Here is a 20,243-nt window from a genome sequence, read left to right on the forward strand (position 1 = left end):
CGCCCGGCCGGTCGCGCAGCTCGGCCACTTGCTGGCTGTGCAGCGGCGGATAAAGCTGCCACATGCCGGGCAAGGTTCTGCCGGCCATCGAGCGCCAAGGCCCGAGGCGTTGGCTGGTTTCCAGCATGGCGCCGGCGATCAAGCCGGCCGGACTGCATAGCGGCCGCTCGCGATTACTTAGATAGGGAAACAAAAACTGCATGGCATGCAGGCCTGAATTTGCACTGTCGGCGGCCGTTTGAATCGCCAGCCGGGCTTCCCGCGCCACTGCCGGCAAACTGCCTTCGCCGGCTTGTTCCAACGGTAAGGTCAACAGGCATTGCAGATCGGGGCGGCGTTTTCTCAGGGTTTGCAAAATGGGCGTCAGCACGCTTTGCAAGGGCCAGACCTCCGCCGGTTGCGGAATTTCCTCGCCGCGTCGGCGCTCGCGGTGATCGTCCGTAGTCGATGCCGTGCAAGGCAAAAACACCGGATTGGGATTGACCAGCCGCATGCGCCGGACATCGATCAAATTGGCCGGTATCTGCAAACGCTCCAGATCGGGCAAGGCTATTGCGCCCAGATTGGGTATCAGCATGGCGCGATCGAAAGCCGGCAGCCGTTGCGGGTCGCCGTAATCGGCATAGGGGTCGGGCAAGAAGCCCTGTTGTCCCTGCCATTCCGGAATTCTTAATAGCCACAGTTTTTTGGCGCCGTCCGCCAACGCACCCGGTTGAGGCGACTGGAAAAAATCGGCGATGGCGGCCGGCAGCCAGGCGCTGTTGCCGGCCAGTTGGCTACGGTATGCCGCGGCTTGATGCTCGGCATCGGGAAACAACACCTGAAAATGCGCCAGACTCAACAGCGGAATCGGTAGGCCGTAAAGCGCCAGCAAGGCCGGCTCCGGCTCAGCCATGGTGCGCTCGGCCTGCGGCTTCTCTAATTCCCGTTGCCACTTGGCTAAGGTTTCCATCTGCTCGGCAAAACCCAGCCGGGCTATTTCCGCGACCGTTTGCGGACTTTCCAACAGCAAATCCCAGCGGGCGTTGCCTGGGCAATGGCCGAGCATGGCCACGTCCATCACCGGATCAGCCACCGCCGCGGGCCTGACCCGCATCTCCAGCCGGGAATCCGCCAGTGCCATGGCTTATTCCTGATCCACCGTCTCGACCGACAACACCAGCTCTTCGATGGCGACGTCGCCGCCGCCCTTGCCGGTCAAGGTCGGTCCGGTCCATTTGATCGGCATGGCGTTTTTCAGCCGCCAAGTCACCACGGTATCCGAACGGTCTTCGTTGAGCAGTTTGATGCTGATGTTGCGTTTGCCGGACAGCTTGCCCTGGCGCACTTCGTCCAGCCAGGTCCATAGGTTTTGCGCGCCGATGATGCCGCGTTTCAGCGTGACGTCGCCGGCCTTGTGGATGCCGGGAATCTTGGTCACGTGGTTGACCTTGCTGTTGCCGTTGCGGTACTCGGCGATGGTAACTTCGGCATTCAGGCCGGAGACGTCGGAAAAGCCGGCGTCGACTTGGTCGCCCTGCCCCGGCTCCAGTTCGACCACGTAGTTAAAAGCGGAATATGGGGTTTCTCTAAATACGGCCATGGTGGTTCACCTCTAGGCGTCTGCGGTCTTTTGACCGATGCGGAAAATCACGAACTCGGCGGGTTTCAAGGCCGCCACTCCTATTTCACAAACCAGCCGGCCGTTGTCCAGATCGTTCTGAGTCATGGTGCTGCGGTCGCAGCGCACGAAATAGGCGTGTTTCGGGGTCGGCCCCAACAGATGGCCGTTGACCCACTCGTTGTACAGAAAATCCTCGATGGAGATGCGGATGCTGGCCCACAAGGCTTCGCCGTTGGGCTCGAACACCGCCCACTGGGTGGATTTGTCGATCGAACGTTCCAGGAACAGGAAATAACGCCGCACGTTGACGTATTTCCATTCCGGATCGCTGGAGGTGGTGCGGGCGCCCCACACCCTGTGGCCGCGTCCCGGCAAGGAACGCAGGCAGTTGATGCCGTTGGGATTCAGCAGCTCTTGCTGGAAGCGGTTGATGTCCTGCTCGAAATGCAGCGCGCCCAGCACGACTTCGTTGGCCGGGGCCTTGTGTACCCCCCGGCTAACGTCGGTATTGGCGTAGACGCCGGCGATAAAGCCGCCGGGCGGCAGGCTCAGGGTGCTGCGTTTGCCGGTCGGGTCGGCGGTCACCACCCAGGGGTAATACAGCGCCAGGCGGGTATCGTCCAGGTTGGACTTGAAGTCGCGGATTTCGCTGATGCTCATGTTGGCTTCGCTATCGACGATGCCGACCCGATATTGCATGCGCTTGCAGTGTTTCTGCATTTCGATCACCACCGCCAAGTGCTTGGCCGTGGTGTCCAGCGCGGCGGCGGCGGGCGTCATCACAATGGAAACATCCTCGACCTGTTCGAAGGCGGACAGGCCGGTATTGCCGTCCTTGTCGTTGACTTCGCCGGCGTAATCGCCGCTTTCCGGTATGTCGCCGTCGCTGCCGTTTTGCAGCTCTATCAGATAGCGCGGGCCGTTGACCGGATGCGGGGTATTCAGCGCGGCGCTGTCGAACAAGGCATGCAACAGGTTGAATACGTTGGCATCGGCGGCCACCGTGCAGGCGATAGGCTGGGTAAGCTGCGCATCGCGGGTGGCCGGGTCGGCCAACAATTTTTTGCCCAAGGAATCGTCGGCAGTCGCAGATGTCGACAGGCCGCCGACCCGGTACACCACCTCGCCGGCGGCGCCCTTGCGCAGCTTGTCGATATCGTCTATGCGCAACACGTCCAGATCGAAATTGCGCCGCACCAGCAAGGCACTGACATTGCCGGGCAAGGCAGCCAACGCTGAAATGGGGAAATCGATATCAGCCGCCAGACCGGCGTTTTGCGCCATCGGCAAATTGATCAAGGTCAGATTGCCGCCGGCGTCCGCTTTTAGCGAACCCTTCAACACAGTCAGCGTACCCCAGTGTGCGACGCCACTGACATTGGACAGATCGGTGACTTGCGACAAACGCAACTCGACCGCCACCCCGGCCTGCAATTTGCCGCTGGCCGGCGTGCGCAATGCAACGCGGCTGATTTTGCTGCTGGCGGCGGGCAATTGGGCGATCACCAAGCGGGTCAACGCCGCATCGGCATCGTCCTTGTCCTTGATTTCGCCGGATAGAATATCGAAATTGGCGCCGTTGCGGCGTACCCGCACTTTCAGGGAAATCGGAAAGCGGTTGGCTTGCAAATCGCCCGCCGCGACCCGCACTTCTTGCGGCACGTTGGTCGCTTCCAGATAAAGTTCTTCGCCTTCCAGCGGCGCGGTGGTGGTTTCTAAGGAGAACAGGTTTTCGCTGTCCTGCCAATGCAGCTCCAACACGTAATTGCCGACTTTGCCGGGAAACCGGCTTTTAAAACTTAGCTTGCCGTCGGCGCTGGCCCGCGCGGCCCGCACCGCGCTGCTGCCGTCGGTCGCGGTATTGCTGGCGTTGACATCCTTGACCACCCGGCTGACAAACAGTTGTTTGCCGCCGTTGTCGAAAAACGCCCGCGCCGCCAGTGCGGTGTAATTGAGCTGGGTCTTGTTGCCGGCAAACTGCAAATCCTCAAGATCGCCGTAGATGCGTTCGAAATCGGCGAAGCTGGTCACCGGCTCCGGCTTGCCGCGGAACGGTCCGGTGCGGGTCGGTCCGACGATGGCCGCCACGCTGGTGCCGACGCCTTCTATGGAACGGGCTCGAAAGCTCTTTTCTTCTATGTATACGCCGGGGGCGAGATACTCGGGCATGGTGTGCCTCCTTCAACGATCTTGGGTTGATGTAACCTGATTAGGGACTTTTTAACTCCAGGGTGCTAACGCGGGTTTCATCGGCAACAAAACCCAAGGTAAGGCGATGGTTCTGATTGGCGGCCAGCACGGTTTGGGTGTCCGCAAACACGCCGCCATCTGCCAGCGCAATTTGCATGGCCGTCATTTGATCGGGATCCGGAAACAAGCCGCCGGCTTGGGCTTTATCGGCCTTGACGCTCAACTCGGCGCTAAAGCCGGCTGTCAGCATGGCTACCGATAGGCGGGTAACCGGAATTTGAAAATAGCCGTTGATATCCGCCTGCGCGTTAAAAATATAACTGTCGCCGGTACCGGCGAGATCGACCTGCAAAGTCACCAAGGCCCAGGAAGCGGGTCGCGCTTCGCTTTCATCGGCTTGTTTTTGGTAACGCAGCAGGCCTTGCAAGGATTTGTTTTGGCTGAGCCGGGTGCCCACCACCGAGCGGTACAGCGCGATTTGCGGATAACTGTTGTTGCCGCAGTCGGTAATGAAGGTACGCGGATTAAACTGGCCCGCCGGGTCGCGCACCGTGCCTTTTAGTTGATACGGCGTTTCGGCGGGTCTTGCCATTTGGATTTCCGTGGCCCGGCCGGGCTCCGCCGTGCGTTGCAATTGCTCCGCGTTCGGCAGTTGAGAACGCCAGATAATGCTGACCCCCGGCTTATGCAGTAAACTCAATCCCTTTACGGCTAAATCGTCGTCCAAGTCGATTTGCAAAGCGTTTAATACCGGGTTTTTCTGGCCTTCCCTGCCGGTGCCGTCCAGCCAGCGGATCACATCGCTGCTTTGCCGAATCAGGGTTTCCTTGAAGCGGATCACTGCAGCTCTCCGACCGGCAATACGATGCTTTGCACCGGTTCGCCCCCATCGTCACGCACCGGTTCCAGGCGCAGGGTTTTGATGATGTACGGCGCCGATAAAATATAGTCGTGCGGCAGGCTGTCCCACATGCGCATGAAATCTTCGCTGGACATGTCTTCCGGTAGAATTTGCACCCGGTCCTGGTCCTGCCAATTGCGGTTGCTGTCGCCGATATGGTCTTCTATATCCGCCACATCCAGCTCGGTGCCAGAGCCCAGCACCTGCATGGCCCAGGCCAAAACCACCTGCTCGAACGTAGTTTTACTCCAGCCGATTAGCAGGATATGCAGATTCAGCGGCAGCTCTTTTCGGGGTTGATTGCCTATACCGGGCTTTGGGGGAAGATGGCGGTTTCTGCCGAAGGGATCGATGGAAATGCGGTGTAAATAGATGCCGACTTTATGGGTGGCGTCGACGGGGCCGGCTTTTAGGGTTTCGCTACTGAGAATTTCCACGCTGACGGACACGGCATCCAGCATATCCTTGAATTGCTCAAGATAGGCTTTTAGCGCCTCAAGCACTCCCGAAACAGCCGTGTAATTTGCCATACCCGCCCCTTTTTTCGGTTTGCCGTTGCGGAAGGACCCGCTGGAATCGGCAAACGCATTTTTTATATCAAATCTAGTTCATAGTTTTAAACATGCAAGGTTGACAAAAGATTAAATTTTCGTGAACAAACTTAATCGACTCATGGAGCTTCACTTGCTAAATACTTGATTGGTAACCGATCGACGCGCATTCAAAGCCATCGCCGATCCAAAAGCTTTGCAGCGCTTCGTATAGAATATTTTTTATCCGGTCAGACTGATGAACACATCCAACCATGAAGCATTTTGCCGCGACCGATCGACGCCGGACGGCTATCCGGCCACTTTGCGACATTCATGTAGCCTAAAATCGAACTTGCGAAAGTCTGGCTGTTAGCGCTGACCTGACATTGCTAACCTCTAACTCTTTATTCCGTTTTTAAGTCCTTACCATAGACACTGGCAACGACTCTCACAAACCACAAAGGTCTATTTAAAATTACCGTAAATGCAATTAATGCTGTAACCGGGATGGGCGCAATATCAGCTATAAATAACCCCAGCAAACTCAAAAAGCAATTAATTCTAGTTCGTCTGGTCTGCTTTTCAGAATCAGGTGAAACCCGGTTTTGAAGTGGCGGCTGTCTTTCATATAAATTCCCAACCAGATTAAAGAACCAGCGCGGGCGTTCGATGACAATGTATATGCCTATCAAACACGAGGGAGATATTGGGCCAAAGCCTATAAGGGCAAACAAGGTAAAAACTACAAGGCATTTTACTTGGGTTGGGTTCATATTCCGTAATCCGTTATAGCCAACGAGCTCTTTTCAAGCGCCAAAACAACAAGCCACTGCCCGCCGCAACCACCCCTATCACTAGCGGGTAACTAAACTCCCATTCCAACTCGGGCATATGTTTAAAGTTCATGCCATACCAGCTGAATATCATGGTGGGAATGGCCAAAATAGCACCCCAGCCGGCCAGTTTTTTGACCACATCATTTTGCCGTACCGTTTCGAAGGTCAGATGCACCTGCATGGCTGCCAGTAACATCTCCCGCATGCCGTGAATACTCTGCTGAATGCGTTTGACATGATCGGCAACGTCACGGAAATATACTCGTACATCTTTAGGCACAATACCATTGTGAAAACGCATCAGTTCGTTGCAGATGTCGATAACCGGCGTAATAGCGCCTTCCAGCAAAAGCAATTCCCGCTTTAATTCGTACAGTCCTTCCATGGTTTGCCGGCTGGGGCGGTATTGAAAAATGGCCGACTCCAATACATCGAAACGGGCCTGCAGCCCATCGATGACCGACGTATAGCTGTCCACCACGAAATCCATGATCGAGTACAAGGCAAATCCCGGCCCTTTACTTAGTTGGTGTGGCATGGTTTGACAGCGTTCCCGGACCGTGCCCAGGCTGCGGGATGCGCCATGCCGCACCGTCACCAAAAAACGCGGCCCCAGAAACAAGTGGGTTTCGCCGAATTCCACTTGCTGTTCGCCCAGGTGAGCGGTATTTAACACCATGAACAACGAGTCGCCGTATTCTTCAAGTTTGGGTCGTTGATGCGCCGTGCAGGCATCCTCAATGGCCAAATCGTGCAAACCGAATTCTTCCTGTATTTTCAGCAACAGCTCTTTGTTGGCCTCGCGCAAACCCAGCCATACAAAGGTATGTTCCCGCTGCAGCACATCGCTGATCGCTTCCAGCGTAATATCGCCGATACTGATGCCGTTTTCGTAAGCCACGCATTTCATGATCATGCCGTGGTCGATTTTTTGGGTCAAAAGGCCTCCTATTTGGAAATGGTAATTTGCGGCGCGGCTTGCTGCGGCAACACGGCCATGGTCATTTGAAATATTTGATGCAGCAAGCGAAAGCCTTCGCGATTCCATTGGTAACCGGTTTCCGGCGTTACCGCATAATACAAGCCTTCGTATTCAATCACGGAATCCGCTTCGGGCTGGTTTTCGGAAACCGATATGCCCAAGGTTTCAATCGGATTTTCAGTGACCGCTGGGGTGTTGGGGTGTTTGTCTACCGAGAATTCTGGCTGGTCGTCCAGGCCTCTGCCAATAAAATTCAACACATTGTAAAAACTGCGGAGCCGAAAAAAACCGTGCAACGGCAACTCGCCACCAGGATAATCCGGGCGGATATCGACCATAACGTCGTTCATCGCGCCATCGTCGGCATCGTCATTGAGTTTTATGCGTTCTTCGTTGCTCAGGCGCTGCGGATCGTAATTACTCAGGATGACGCGACCGGTTACCCGCTGGGTGATGGTCAATGCTTTACCGCTAATGTCGGGTTTGACCTTAAATTCTTTTTGCAGATTGGCTCTTTGTTCCGCAGTCAGAGAATCCGCCGCCACTTGCCAGCTGCGGTCAAACATCAATGGCTCAACGAACAACAAGCGCCGATCCTGAATCGACGACAAATGTGTCACAAATTGCCGGAAGCAGCGGTAAGCCTGCCTGTCCTTGGGGGAGTTGTCACAGACCGAATCCTGTTTATCGCCTTTGATACGCAATTCGCCGGCTAATAAACGTAAGATCAAATCGATATCGGCGCCTTGTCTCAGCAGCATCGTCAACTTGTTTTCCTGAAACGGCGTCAGCAAGCGGCGGGTAAACTCTTCGCCTTCGATCGGCACGATACTGATGGTCGGATTTTCCGACACCGTGCCGCCGAAGATCGGGGTCAACAACGAACCGGATTCGCCGGTCATGGCCGGCGTAGCGCCGGCATTGAACTGAAAATTGAAGGTCGCCGCAATATTCGACACCCCGGTAAAGTGCAAGGGTTGATGTCTATGCGCGCGGGCTATGTTTAGCAGTAATTGTTTGGACTGAATTTCGGTCGTGGTTTGGTCGTAGGCCATCACCGCATGATCCAAGGCCAGCGGGGAAATGCAGCCCTGCAACCCGGCTGCGAGTAGCGACCCTATTGCGATTCGTGCAATTAATTTCATCAACAATCCTTCATTTTTTATGGCTCAATGCCGGCAGCACCAGCAAGCAGCAAATCAACATCAGTGATATGCCAATGGATAGCAACAAGCCCATGCTGGCGGTGCCGGCATGGGTATTGAATGCCAGGCTGGAAAAGCTGCACAAGGTCGTCAACGCACTGTAAAAAACCCCGCGGGCAGAGCTGGTCTGCAATAAGTCCTGTTTTTCCTCGAGCGGATGCTGCAAGCGATGCACGATATGTATGCCGCTGTCGACACCGATGCCCAGCAGCAACGGCAGCACGATGATATTGGCGAAATTGAAGGGGTTGTTCAGCAGTACATTGGTGGCTGCGGTTAGCAGGGCCGCCAGCAATAACGGCGTAATAATCAACAACGTGGTTTTCAGGCTGCGCGTTTGCACCAACAGCAATAGAACAATCATCAGCAAAGCGCTGGAAAAAGCCTGGACAAAGGCGGCGACTATTGCTTCGCCGGATTTCACATCACCAATCGGCAAACCAAATACTTCCGGGTAAGTGTCCAGCATGTCATTGACGAAAGTCTTTAGATGCTCGGGATTGTTCAGATCCTGTTCCGGCAACACCAGTACCCGATAGACGCCGCTATCGCTGCGCCATTGCCTGCGGATGTAGTCCGGCAAGTCGTCGATGGCGAATGCCGATGCGGTTAAGCCGTCACGCAATTGCAGCATGGTCTGCGGCATTAATTCGAACAAGCTCTGTTCCAATTTTGCGTAGGTGTTTGGCGGATTTTGACTTTGATCCGCTTGTTCTATGAAATGCATCGCATCCCGATGCAGCTTTGCCAGCAACTCATGCCCTGCAATCGGAGACGGCTCGGCGGCGGTTTTTTGCAGCGTATCGACCAACTTGACCAAGGCGGCGCGCACATCGGACTGTTCGCGGGGCTGCGCGAATCGATTCAACTGGGTCGGCATGATCAGATTCAAATTGTCGATCAGCGCCAGTTTTTCGTCCTGTTGCTCCGGCACCATGCTGCTTAAGGTGATGGCTTCGTGGACGCTGGGCAATTTGGCGAATTGCGCGGCCAACTGGTCGGCCTGGCTCAAACTGTCGGTGAGTGCCGAAGTCGCGAACGGCGAATCGGTTTTGCTGCCGAGCAGTTTTTTAAAGGCGATGACCGATTGGGTGTTTTGATCGCGCAGATTGACCGGGTTGGAATCGAATGTCAGTCGTGTCAACATAAAGCTGGCCCCGATTGCCAGCAGCAAGGCACTGATACGAATCGCTGTGGCATGCCGAAATGGAAAGGCATAAGCCCAATTCGGCAAAAAGGAGCGGTCGTTGGCGGACAAGCTGGACAACGGCAGCAGTTTCAACAAAGCGGGCAGCAATGTCAACGACACCAGCAAGCCGATAAAAATGCCGACGCCGGCGATAATGCCCAACTCCGATACGCCCTTGAAATCGGTGGGGACAAAGGCAAAAAAACCGATTGCAGTGGTAAAGGCGCATAAAAACAGCGGCGTGCCGATGGTATTTTGGGTGCTGAAGATGGCTTGTTCACTTGGCAACCCTTGTTGCCGGTATTCCTTATAACGCAAACAGAAGTGGGTGGCATAATCGACGCCTAGACCAATGTAAAGCACTGCAAAAGCCACGGATATCAAATTCAGATGGCCAATCGCCAATGCGGCAAAACCGGTGGTTAGAACCAGGCCCACAATCAACGCGATGAAGGTCACCGACAACAACCGCAGCGAACGAAAGCCTATCCACAGCGCGCAGAGGACCAGTAATAACGACGCCACGCTGGAAATCACCATGCCGCGGCTGACGGTTTCCAATTCCTCGTGCTCGAGCGGCACTTCACCGGTAAAGCTGAGTTTGATGGCGGGGTATGCGGTTGATATTTCTCTGGCCAGACCACGCAGATAGCTCATCGGTGGTTGAGCCGGCATCAGTTGCCTGAAATTCAGACGCGGTTTGGCAATGATCAGGCGTCGCGTCTGGTCGCGGCCAAAATCGGCTTCCGTCAACAGCTTTTGCCAGGAAACATAATGCGGTTGACCTGTGCCGACCGTGACGATGGCTTCATCGACGGCGCTTAACAAGGGTTCCAGTGGCATGGTCAACTCGTTTTCCTGACCCTGCAACGCCAGCGAAATGATATCCATCAAGCCGGCAAAATGGTAATGATTGGACAAATAGCCGATAAAGGGCTGGGCATCGATCAGTTTGTTGGACAGCGTTTCAAGATCGTCAAGGCTGAGAAATAACAAGCCCTGCTGCCGGAAAAACGGGTTTTCATCCGGCATATAGCTGGACTCGAACAAATCCGTCTGTGTTTGCAAGCGTTGGTTGACAAGTGCGGCCACCATCGCCGTTTGTTCCGCAGTGGGTGCTTCCACCACCACGATAATGGCGGAAGCGTCCATCGGAAAGGCTTGCTCCAGCTTCTGCCTGACCTTCTGGAAAGGTAAATCCTGCGAGAGCATTTCGGAGGTATTGTTGTTGATGCCCAGGTGATCAACGGTATAACTCAGGCTGATGCCGCTGACTGCGATAAACAGCAGCAGAATTGGCCAGGGAAATCGCAAGGCTAGCCTGGATAAAGCTGCAAAGAGGCGATCAGTTAGAACGGGCATCAATATTGATTTCCACTGAAATAATCGTGTGATTGTGTCATTGCCTTTCCTGATTCAAGTTAAAACTACCCCAGTTTAATTTGCTATCACCTCTAAGAATTAGAATGAAAAAATTTTTATATTTTTTTTACAGCCGGGTTAACCGTTCCATGGCGTATATTGAACAGTTAAATCTGCCGGCATTAGAACTCTTCCGGCTATTTAGCCAAGGCGCACCACATTTTGCATTGGTGGGCTGTTAATTTTAGCCAAACTATGCGACATCCCGGAAGAAAACGAATTGGTTTCATTCGATGAATTTGAGGTCACTATTTTCAAAATGGATGGCCCACGCATCGAATGGGTTAAGGTAAATCGCAAGCCTGAAAAAGCTGAGTAACCCTTCGCACTCTACAATTATCCCTTCTTGCCACCACAAATAAAGGATCATTTCGTGACAGCATATCTAACAACCTTATTCTTGATGACCATTGTTATTTTGGTGGCATCGGAACTCTTTACGAATGCCTTGGAGCATTTGGGCGAAAAGCTAAACATTTCGGAAGGCGTTACCGGATCATTGTTCGCCGCAGTCGGCACAGCCCTGCCCGAAACGATGATTCCTCTGCTGGCTTTGTTTGCAGGTACGTCAAATATGCAGGTCAATGAAGAAATTGGGGTTGGAGCCATCCTCGGCGCCCCGTTAATGCTGTCGACTTTATCGACCTGTCTAATGGCGCTTTCTGTTTTTCGCCGGAGGGGCGCATCGGGCCATATTCGTCCCGAAAGAACCGGATTCATTCGCGATATCAACTTTTTCCTGTTTGCTTTCGTATTGGCCGCTGCTGCCATGTATATCCCCCAGGAGGCGCGCTATATCCGCGGCGCATTGGGCATTACGCTTGTTCTCACTTATTTTTTCTACATCCTATTGACACTTCGCGCTTCCGCTCACTTGGTCAAGGATGGCCACGCTACCGAGGCAGAAAATAAAATGTATATAGTCAGACTGGGCCTGCCAACCAATATGCTAACCATTCTGCTGCAACTGGCTATCGGCCTTAGGTTACTGGTTTCCGGGGCCGAAGGTTTTATCTCTGGCGTGGAGGGCATGGCAAACTTACTCGGAATATCTTCGCTGCTGCTATCTCTTTTGATAATTCCGATAGCAACCGAACTGCCCGAGAAAGTCAATAGTATTCTATGGATTCGTCGCGGCAAGGACACCTTGGCCTTTGGCAATACCCTCACAAGTAACCGCGCATCACTCGGGGCCGAGACGGTGGGCTAGACCTTTCTCGTAGAGGACTTTCACCTCCTATCCTTTGCCAGCTTGTCCTGGCGCACACTCTTTTGGGTCGTGATTTGCCAGCCACCTTGGCTCACAGTCCTCGTATTGGTCAACACAAGCCGACACTGCAATTGAACATCTACAATCTTTTGGATAAGGACTATTACGCAAGCGCCTCCAGTGGGCGCTACGCCAGCATTCCCGGTTCGCCGCTCAGCGTACTGGGATCATTGAAAGACGCGTTCTGAATATCACGGGGCCCGTCAAAAAACAACTTCACTATGCTGTCGCGCGTTGCGCGGAACCCCTTGCCAGTAAATCCGCTCCGGCGCCGCTACCACAAACGTGGGAATGACGGGGGCGAATTACCGCTTGCGGCTGCAAGAAAATCGGCGTTATCATATCGATTCGATATAATAACAATCAACTTCTTGGAGCCCATAATGAAAAAAACACTTGCTTCAATATTGCTGTTTTTGACGGCGACTAATTCGCCGAGCTTCGCGGCGGACGGCCCGCAAACAAACACCGGCACTGGTGCGGGCTTAATCGCTTATGACGAGTTGGCCAGCGGTTTGCTGGTCTCGCTCTTGATTGTCGGCATCTATGCTTATTACTGGTTCAAGCAAAGAGCTTAGCCGCAACGGCCGATGGTTTAGACCTCGCGCCGGCCGGCGAAGGCATGCGCCAACGTGCCGCTGTCGATGAACTCCAATTCGCCGCCCATCGGCACGCCGTGGGCGATGCGGGTGGCGCGAATATTGAATTTGTTGGCGATTTCGCCGATGAAATGCGCGGTGGCCTGGCCTTCTATGGTGGAATTGGTGGCCAAAATGATTTCCTTGATCCCGCCCGCGGCCAAGCGTTGTTCCAGCTTGTCAACGCCTAATTCATCCGGGCCGATGCCGTCCAGCGGCGACAAACGGCCGTGCAACACGAAATATTTGCCTTTAAAACTGGTGGCTTGATCGATCGCCCAAACATCGGCGGCGCTTTCCACCACGCACAGCACATCGTCCTCGCGCAATCGGTTCGCGCATATTTCGCAAACGTCGGTTTCGGTCAAGGTACGGCAATCGCGGCAATAACCGATGTTTTCCATGGCTTGCGCCAATACCTGGCTCAGTTGCCGGCCGCCGTCGCGATTGCGCTGCAATAAATGAAACGCCATGCGCTGGGCGGATTTGGGCCCCACGCCCGGCAAGCAACACAGGCTTTGAATCAGTTCCTTCAGCAAACCCGCGTTTTGCATGTTTAAAACGGCATTTGGAACCCGGGCGGCAAGGGCATGCCGGCGGTCACATCGGCCATTTTGTCCTTTTTCATTTTGCCGACCTTATGCACCGCATCGTTGATGGCCGCCGCCACCAAATCTTCCAGCATATCCTTGTCGTCGCCCACCAGGGAGGGATCGATATGGACTTTGCGCACTTCGCGCTTGCCGGTCATTAAAATCGTCACCAGTCCGCCGCCGGACTCGCCCTGTACTTCCATGGCGGCCAACTCTTCCTGGACTTTTTTGAAGTTGTCTTGCATTTTTTGGGCTTGCTGCATTATGCCTGCGAGTGCGTTTTTCATGGTCTCTCCCATTTAGTTAAGCGGTTCTATACTGCCGGGCAAAATTCTGGCGTCGAATTCATCTCTTAAAGCCTGAACGTTCGGGTCAGCGTGAATGGCGTCCACGGCCGCCTGCTGCCTGTCTTCGCGGGCTTTTTGCTGTTCCAGTGCCGGCGTCAATTGTTGACTGATTTGCGGGGTGATTTGCAGTTTTAAAGGTCTGCCGTAATATTTTTGCAGCGCCTCGCGTAATTTTTCTTCGGCCACCGTGCCTACCCGCTGAAAACCGGGATCGATCAGCAATCGGCAGATATTGTCGTCCATGCCGTCCAATATGCAATTGTTGGCCAGTTCGCGGGTACGGCCGCCGATTTGCAGCGCGGCGATGATTTGATTCCAATTTTCGGCTTGCCTGCCCTGCCCTGCCTGCTGTACCCCCGGCTCGCTTACGGCGGGCGGCGGTATTTGACTGCTTGCCTGCCGCGGCTGCGGCGCAGCCGCTTTAACCGGCGCGACAGGGCTAGGACGCGTGTTAACGGGCAATGGCGGCTCAACAGCTTGACTGTCGGCGGTTTGCGGACAAAACGCCAGCATTCTGAGCACGACCATTTCAAAACCGCTACGCGGATCGGGCGCCAAATCCAGGTCCCGCTGACCGATTAAACCGATCTGATAAAACAATTGCACATCTTCCGGTAACAATGCCCGCGCCAACTCGGCCAACAGTTGTTGATCGAATTCCTGATCGACAAAATCCGGCAGTTGCTGCAACAGGGCCACCCGGTGCAACACCCGCAACATCTGCTGCAGGATATCGGCAAAATCCGGCGTCAATTCGGCCACTTCGGCCACTTTAGCCAATACTTCCTTGCCGTCCCGATGCGCCAGCGCACGCAAAATGTCGTCTATCGGCTGCTGCGCCACGGTTCCCAACATGCTGGTGACATCGGCCAGATTGACGCTGCCGCTACCGTAAACGATGGCCTGGTCCAGCAAACTCAAACCGTCGCGCATGCTGCCGTCGGCGGCCCTGGCCAGCAGTTTGAGCGCCGCGGGCTCGAAACCGATCCGTTCTTCGCCCAGGATAAAACCCATCTGCCGTTCGATTTGCTCCGGCAGCAGCCGTTTTAAATTGAATTGCAGGCAGCGGGACAGCACGGTGACCGGAATCTTGTGCGGGTCGGTGGTGGCCAGTAAAAACTTGACGTGCGCCGGCGGTTCTTCCAGGGTTTTCAACAGCGCATTGAAGCTGTGGCCGGACAGCATGTGCACTTCATCGATCAGATAGACTTTGTAGCGGCCTTGATTGGGTGCATATTGGGCGTTGTCGAGCAAATCGCGAGTATCCTCGACCTTGGTGCGGGAAGCGGCATCGACCTCGATCAAATCCATGAAGCGGCCTTGCTCGAAATCCAGACAAACCGGGCAGGCACCGCAAGGGTTGCTGTCTTGCAAATTTTCGCAATTGATGGCTTTGGCTAAAATCCGCGCCACGGTGGTTTTGCCGACCCCACGGGTACCGGTAAACAAATAGGCGTGATGCAATCGATCATGCTGCAAAGCATGAATCAGAGACTGGCTGACGTGTTCCTGGCCGACTAGCTGGGAGAAATTACTGGGACGCCATTTTCTGGCAAGAACCTGATAAGCCATTGGCGACAAAGACGGGGAATGGGCGGTTACCATGCCAGCCGCATCCCGGCACACGAATCTGCTGCTACCGTTGCTCCCTTCCGGGCCTGGCGGGGTTTACAGCGTATCGTTGCGAGAGGACCGACACGGTAACCATAAAAACATCGGCTGTCGCCGAAGACTGCGCATTATCCTTAAAAACGGCAGTCTTGGCAAGCCCGTTATTGAAAATTGATGGATTTAATTGTCGTACCGATGGCATGCGCGAACGAAGCGCCGAATTTACCGGCCAATTTATCGATCAAACGCTCCTGAGGCGTGAAGTTGACTTTTTCCTCGGCACCCAACACGTCCCGAGCCACCGAATCCACACTGCCGAAGTCGTCCGCCAAACCCAATCTGACGCCTTCCTCGCCGGTCCAAACCAACCCCGAGAACATCTCCGGAGTTTCTTTCAAACGGTCGCCGCGGCCTTGCTTCACCGCGGCAATGAATTGCTGATGCACTTGGTCCAGCAAGGATTGCATGTGCTTGGCTTCCTGCTGGTTGACCGGCGAAAAAGGATCCAGCATGGCCTTGTGCTCGCCGGCGGTTAGCAAGCGCCGCTCGACCCCGAGTTTTTCCAGCACATTGGTAAAACCGAAACCGTTCATGATCACGCCTATGGAACCGATCAGACTGGCCTGGCTGACATAAATTTTATCGCTGGCCGCCGCAATGTAATAACCGCCGGAGGCGCACATATCGCCCACCACCGAATAGATCGGCAAATCCGGATGCTGAGCTTTCTGCCGACGGATTTCTTCGTAAACGTAGCCCGCTTGCACCGCGCTGCCGCCTGGCGAATTGATATTCAGGATGATGCCTTTGGTATTTTTATCTTTTACCGCATCCCTCAGGCCTTCTATGATGACATCGGCATTGGCGGCTTCGCCGTCGGCAATCATGCCCAGCACATCGATCACGGCCGTGTGGGCCGTACCGGCGCTCACCTCGGACTCGAAGCGCGGATAGATGAACATTCCCAGCGCCACCGCCAGATAGGCAAAGGTCAAAAATTTAAAAAACACGCCCCAGCGCCGGCTCCTTTTTTGCTCGTCTATGGCGGCGAAAGCCAGCTTTTCCAATACCGCTTTTTCCCAGCCGGGTGCATTGTCATCGGATGTATTCGGTTGTTGATGATTGTCCACGCTTAAACCTCTTAAATAATGCCTACTAACTCAGTCGGATACGCTAGACAACGCAACGGCCGATATTGTTTCAATGTATTTTCGGAATGCGCGCCGCAGGTCACCGCCACCGAGGCGACCCCCGCATTCAAAGCCATTTGCAGATCGTGCACCGAATCGCCTACCATCAAGGTGCGCTGCTTGCCGACACCTAATTCGGCGATAATTTCCTCTATCATCAACGGATCGGGCTTGGAAGCGGTTTGATCCGAACCGCGAGTGGTGCAAAACACATCCGCCACGCCCGTCGCTTCCATGGCTTTCGCCAAGCCGGCCGATTTCTTGCCGGTCGCCACCGCCAGTCGGAAACCCTGCCGTTTGAACCCGCGCAACATATTCCGCACGCCGGGGAACAAGTCATCCGGCCCGATCTGTCTGGAGAAAAATTGTTGCCCGTAATGCGCGGCGAGCTTGCCGCGCGTATCGGTATCCTGATCCGGAAACAAGGTCCGTATGGCGTTTTCCAGACTTAAACCGATGATGTCCCTTGCGGCCTGCGGCTCGGGAACCGGACAGCCGTATTCGGCGGCGGCCCGTTGGATGCACTGCACGATCCAGTCGATGGAGTCCACCAGGGTGCCGTCCCAATCGAATATGATTAAATCAAAGCGGTTTTTCATGACTCAGTAAAGCTTGTAAATCATCGGGTAATGGCGCCGTAAAATGCAGTGCCTGGCCGGTCACCGGATGCAAAAACTGCAACTGCTCGGCATGTAAAAACAGGCGCTTATAACCGCGCTTCTTAAACGTCTTGTTGACTGCGTCTTCCCCGTAACGGTCATCGGCCACAATCGGATGCCCCAACCAGGCCGCATGCACCCGGATCTGATGGGTGCGGCCGGTCTTGGGCGCCGCATGCACCAGCGTGGCATCCTCAAACGCTTTTAGTCGAGTAAACAGCGTTTCCGCCGATTTACCGGCCTGACTGACCGTGACCATGCGCTCGCCGCCCTGGTTGACGTTCTTTAACAAGGGCACATCCACCAGCTGTTTTTTGCGCTTGAATTGTCCGGCCAACAGTGCCAGATAGGTTTTCCGTATGCCGTCGCCGCGAAACAGCTCATGCAATACTTTCAACACCGAGCGCTTTTTGGCGATTAGCAAACAGCCGGAGGTTTCCTTATCCAACCGGTGCACCAATTCCAAAAATTTCTGTTGCGGACGAATCTGCCGCAAGGCTTCTATCACCCCCGACTGCACCCCGCTACCGCCATGCACGGCGAAGCCGGAGGGCTTGTTCAAGACGATAAAGCCTTCGTCTTCGTACAAGATGTGGTTCTCCAGGCTGTATTTCAAGGTCGGCTGTACGATGACTTCGTCGTTCTTTTCCGCCACCCTGACCGGCGGAATCCTGACAATATCGCCCAATACCAACTTATAACTGACATCGACCCGGCCCTTATTCACCCGAACCTCGCCTTTGCGGACCATGCGGTAAATACGGGTTTTGGGCACGCCCTTGAGGTAACTGATCAGGAAATTATCCAGCCGTTGTTCGGTATTGGCCTCGCTGATTTCCAGCCATTGCACTTGCGGATTGGTCTGTTCGGATGCGGTTTTCATGCCATGAATAATAGCAATTTATCTCAATCCCATGTTTAAAATTGCTGCCCCTGATAAACATTGCTATATTAGGCCAGTTTATCTGTGGATAGACTTAACGAAAATAACCTGTAGGCTTCGACGCCGGGCGTCCTCGCCGACCAAAAGAATTTTTTCGGGTTTTATCGCTCAACCCATGATGAGCGAGTGCATCCAACACCAAGAGCCGGTAAAAACAGATCGTCCACTATGCAAGCGCCGCCCTCGGCAAGTCCGATTATCGCTGCCCCGAACAAAACGTCATGTGCCGTTTTCAGTCAGCCTGGCCCGCTCCAATAAAGAAAAAGAATTAGATCAGGCGTGTAACGCCGCTTTTTTCCGAGACATACAAAACTGTTTATCACTCTTCGGTAGGATACATATAACAACAAGGATAATTGAATGAAAAGAATGCTTATCAACGCCACGCAGCCCGAAGAGCTGCGAGTGGCCTTGGTAGATGGTCAAAAACTGTATGATTTTGACATCGAAGTCCCTTCAAAAGAGCAAAAAAAATCCAACATTTACAAAGGCATCATCACCCGGGTAGAACCCAGTTTGGAAGCCGCCTTCGTCAATTACGGCGCCGAAAAGCATGGCTTTCTGCCATTTAAGGAGATTGCGCCGGAATACAGAAGCGGAGACGGCGACGATAGCAAATCCACCAAGGCCAACATCCGCGAAGGCCAGGAAATCGTCGTTCAAATCGAAAAAGAAGAACGCGGCAACAAAGGCGCGGCCTTGACCACCTATATCAGTCTGGCCGGCACCTATCTGGTGCTGATGCCCAACAACCCGAAAGCCGGCGGCATCTCGCGCCGGATAGAAGGCGACAACCGCAGCGAATTGCGCGAAACCATGTCGGCGCTGGAAATTCCGGACAGCATGGGTTTGATCATCCGCACCGCCGGCTCGGACAAGAGCGCCGAGGAATTGCAATGGGACTTAAACTACCTGATGCAGCTGTGGGAAGCCATCGAACGCTCCAGCCACGAACAAACCGCGCCCTTCCTGATTTTCCAGGAAAGTAACGTCATCATCCGCGCCCTGCGCGACCACCTGCGCGGCGATATCGACGAAATTTTGATCGACCAGGACGGCGCCTTCAAACTGGCTTCCAACTTCCTGAAGCAGGTGATGCCGCATAACCTGAGCAAAGCCAAGCTTTATCAGGACAGCGTGCCGCTGTTCAGCCGCTACCAGATCGAAACCCAAATCGAAATGGCCTATAAGCGGGAAGTATCCTTGCCCTCCGGCGGCTCCATCGTCATCGACCATACCGAAGCCTTAACCTCGATAGACATCAACTCGGCCCGTGCCACCAAAGGCAGCGATATCGAGGAAACCGCGCTGAACACCAACATGGAAGCCGCCGACGAAATCGCCCGCCAATTGCGTTTGCGCGACTTGGGCGGTCTGTTCGTGATCGACTTTATCGACATGATGTCGAACAAAAACCAGCGCGAAGTGGAAAACCGCCTGCGCGACGCCTTGAAAATCGACCGCGCCCGCATCCAGACCGGCCGCATCTCGCGTTTCGGCCTGATGGAGATGTCCCGGCAGCGTTTGCGTCCGTCGCTGGGCGACTCCACCCAACTGACTTGCCCGCGCTGCAAGGGCCAAGGCACTATTCGCAACGTCGAATCCGTCACCTTGGCGGTGTTGCGTTTGATCGAAGAAGAAGCCATGAAAAAGGGCACCGAGCGCGTGATTGCGCATTTGCCGATCGACTGCGCCACCTTCTTGCTGAATGAAAAACGCTCCGCCATCCAAGAACTGGAAAGCCGGCTGAAGGTCAGCATCGTCGTGTTGCCCAGCAAACACATCGAAACGCCGGCTTACGACATCGAACGCATCAAATCCTTGGAAGGCCTGGAAGACAAACCCAGCCATCTGCACATCAAGGAAGACGACATCAGCTTACCCGAGTTCGCCAAACAAACAGCCCCTAAAGTCGAAAAAGCGGCGGTCAAGGAGTTCTTGCCCGATGCGCCGGCCCCAGTGCAAAATAAAAAAACCTCTACCAGCTTGATTCAACGTTTTTGGCAGCGCTTGATCGGCCAAACCAAAACGGCCGAAAAGGAAGAGACCACGGAAAAAAGCGGCGATAGCCGGCCCAAGACCGGCCGTAACAACCGCCGCGACCGCGACCGGGACCGTCCCGGCGGCAGCC

At 54.5% G+C, this 20,243-nt stretch carries 21 protein-coding genes and 1 other RNA gene; 6 read left to right on the forward strand and 16 right to left on the reverse strand.

Annotation, left to right across the window (positions count from 1 at the left end; all coding sequences use genetic code 11):
• From NP596_RS12045 to NP596_RS12085, 9 genes are all read right to left on the reverse strand, one after another.
• Positions 1 to 1,123, reverse strand: a 1,123-nt coding sequence (locus tag NP596_RS12045) for a hypothetical protein (RefSeq protein WP_256615611.1), incomplete at its 3' end; no start/stop codon positions are given.
• A 3-nt stretch (positions 1,124 to 1,126) separates the two neighbouring features.
• Positions 1,127 to 1,582, reverse strand: coding sequence for a phage tail protein (locus NP596_RS12050; protein ID WP_256615612.1), 456 nt, complete (start codon positions 1,580 to 1,582; stop codon positions 1,127 to 1,129).
• A gap of 12 nt (positions 1,583 to 1,594) precedes the next feature.
• The gene (locus NP596_RS12055; protein ID WP_256615613.1) at positions 1,595 to 3,772 is read right to left on the reverse strand and encodes a phage tail sheath family protein; all 2,178 of its coding nucleotides are present in this window, start codon (positions 3,770 to 3,772) and stop codon (positions 1,595 to 1,597) included.
• A gap of 40 nt (positions 3,773 to 3,812) precedes the next feature.
• A complete protein-coding gene (locus tag NP596_RS12060) occupies positions 3,813 to 4,634 on the reverse strand; it encodes a hypothetical protein (RefSeq protein WP_256615614.1) in 822 nt (273 codons plus the stop codon).
• On the reverse strand, positions 4,631 to 5,224 hold the full coding sequence (locus tag NP596_RS12065) for a Pvc16 family protein (RefSeq protein ID WP_256615615.1): 594 nt from the start codon (positions 5,222 to 5,224) through the stop codon (positions 4,631 to 4,633). Before NP596_RS12065 ends, NP596_RS12060 begins: the two co-directional genes overlap by 4 nt.
• Before the next feature lie 407 nt (positions 5,225 to 5,631).
• Positions 5,632 to 6,000 carry a hypothetical protein gene (locus tag NP596_RS12070; RefSeq protein ID WP_256615616.1) on the reverse strand — a complete coding sequence of 123 codons (369 nt, stop codon included), beginning with the start codon at positions 5,998 to 6,000 and terminating at the stop codon, positions 5,632 to 5,634.
• 13 nt (positions 6,001 to 6,013) lie between these two features.
• On the reverse strand, positions 6,014 to 6,979 hold the full coding sequence (gene corA, locus NP596_RS12075) for a magnesium/cobalt transporter CorA (RefSeq protein WP_371927948.1): 966 nt from the start codon (positions 6,977 to 6,979) through the stop codon (positions 6,014 to 6,016).
• Between the two features lie 32 nt (positions 6,980 to 7,011).
• Positions 7,012 to 8,190 carry a hypothetical protein gene (locus tag NP596_RS12080; RefSeq protein WP_256615618.1) on the reverse strand — a complete coding sequence of 393 codons (1,179 nt, stop codon included), beginning with the start codon at positions 8,188 to 8,190 and terminating at the stop codon, positions 7,012 to 7,014.
• Positions 8,191 to 8,200: 10 nt separating this feature from the next.
• Entirely contained in the window at positions 8,201 to 10,801 is a 2,601-nt protein-coding gene (locus NP596_RS12085) for an MMPL family transporter (RefSeq protein WP_256615619.1), read from the reverse strand.
• A gap of 104 nt (positions 10,802 to 10,905) precedes the next feature.
• Here NP596_RS12085 and NP596_RS12090 point away from each other — a divergent pair, with 104 nt between their 5' ends.
• From NP596_RS12090 to NP596_RS12105, 5 genes are all read left to right on the forward strand, one after another.
• Positions 10,906 to 11,043, forward strand: a complete 138-nt coding sequence (locus tag NP596_RS12090) for a hypothetical protein (protein WP_256615620.1) — start codon at positions 10,906 to 10,908, stop codon at positions 11,041 to 11,043.
• Between the two features lie 38 nt (positions 11,044 to 11,081).
• Positions 11,082 to 11,180 (forward strand): hypothetical protein, encoded by a 99-nt coding sequence (locus tag NP596_RS22050; protein WP_371927947.1) that lies wholly within the window; start codon positions 11,082 to 11,084, stop codon positions 11,178 to 11,180.
• Positions 11,181 to 11,234: 54 nt separating this feature from the next.
• The gene (locus tag NP596_RS12095) at positions 11,235 to 12,071 is read left to right on the forward strand and encodes a sodium:calcium antiporter (RefSeq protein ID WP_256615621.1); all 837 of its coding nucleotides are present in this window, start codon (positions 11,235 to 11,237) and stop codon (positions 12,069 to 12,071) included.
• An 86-nt stretch (positions 12,072 to 12,157) separates the two neighbouring features.
• Positions 12,158 to 12,319, forward strand: a complete 162-nt coding sequence (locus tag NP596_RS12100; protein WP_256615622.1) for a hypothetical protein — start codon at positions 12,158 to 12,160, stop codon at positions 12,317 to 12,319.
• A 195-nt stretch (positions 12,320 to 12,514) separates the two neighbouring features.
• Complete coding sequence (locus NP596_RS12105) at positions 12,515 to 12,709, forward strand: hypothetical protein (RefSeq protein WP_256615623.1); 195 nt, start codon at positions 12,515 to 12,517, stop codon at positions 12,707 to 12,709.
• A 17-nt stretch (positions 12,710 to 12,726) separates the two neighbouring features.
• On the opposite strand, the gene recR is transcribed toward NP596_RS12105, so the two are convergent.
• From recR to rluC, 7 genes are all read right to left on the reverse strand, one after another.
• Positions 12,727 to 13,323, reverse strand: coding sequence for a recombination mediator RecR (gene recR / locus NP596_RS12110; protein ID WP_256615624.1), 597 nt, complete (start codon positions 13,321 to 13,323; stop codon positions 12,727 to 12,729).
• Between the two features lie 2 nt (positions 13,324 to 13,325).
• A complete protein-coding gene (locus NP596_RS12115; RefSeq protein ID WP_256615625.1) occupies positions 13,326 to 13,649 on the reverse strand; it encodes a YbaB/EbfC family nucleoid-associated protein in 324 nt (107 codons plus the stop codon).
• A 12-nt stretch (positions 13,650 to 13,661) separates the two neighbouring features.
• The gene (gene dnaX, locus NP596_RS12120) at positions 13,662 to 15,281 is read right to left on the reverse strand and encodes a DNA polymerase III subunit gamma/tau (protein ID WP_256615626.1); all 1,620 of its coding nucleotides are present in this window, start codon (positions 15,279 to 15,281) and stop codon (positions 13,662 to 13,664) included.
• Between the two features lie 29 nt (positions 15,282 to 15,310).
• Positions 15,311 to 15,407: signal recognition particle sRNA small type (ffs, locus tag NP596_RS12125), an RNA gene on the reverse strand.
• A gap of 74 nt (positions 15,408 to 15,481) precedes the next feature.
• Positions 15,482 to 16,450 carry a signal peptide peptidase SppA gene (gene sppA, locus NP596_RS12130; RefSeq protein WP_256615627.1) on the reverse strand — a complete coding sequence of 323 codons (969 nt, stop codon included), beginning with the start codon at positions 16,448 to 16,450 and terminating at the stop codon, positions 15,482 to 15,484.
• Positions 16,451 to 16,461: 11 nt separating this feature from the next.
• A complete protein-coding gene (locus NP596_RS12135) occupies positions 16,462 to 17,109 on the reverse strand; it encodes an HAD family hydrolase (protein ID WP_256615628.1) in 648 nt (215 codons plus the stop codon).
• Positions 17,093 to 18,052: a 23S rRNA pseudouridine(955/2504/2580) synthase RluC gene (gene rluC, locus NP596_RS12140; protein WP_256615629.1), complete on the reverse strand. Its 960-nt coding sequence runs from the start codon at positions 18,050 to 18,052 to the stop codon at positions 17,093 to 17,095. Before rluC ends, NP596_RS12135 begins: the two co-directional genes overlap by 17 nt.
• Before the next feature lie 420 nt (positions 18,053 to 18,472).
• Between rluC and NP596_RS12145 the strand changes: the two genes are divergently transcribed.
• On the forward strand, positions 18,473 to 20,243 hold a 1,771-nt coding region (locus NP596_RS12145), incomplete at its 3' end, for an Rne/Rng family ribonuclease (protein WP_256615630.1).

Origin of the sequence: Methylomonas rivi (assembly GCF_024505165.1) — a bacterium.
Lineage (GTDB): Bacteria > Pseudomonadota > Gammaproteobacteria > Methylococcales > Methylomonadaceae > Methylomonas > Methylomonas rivi.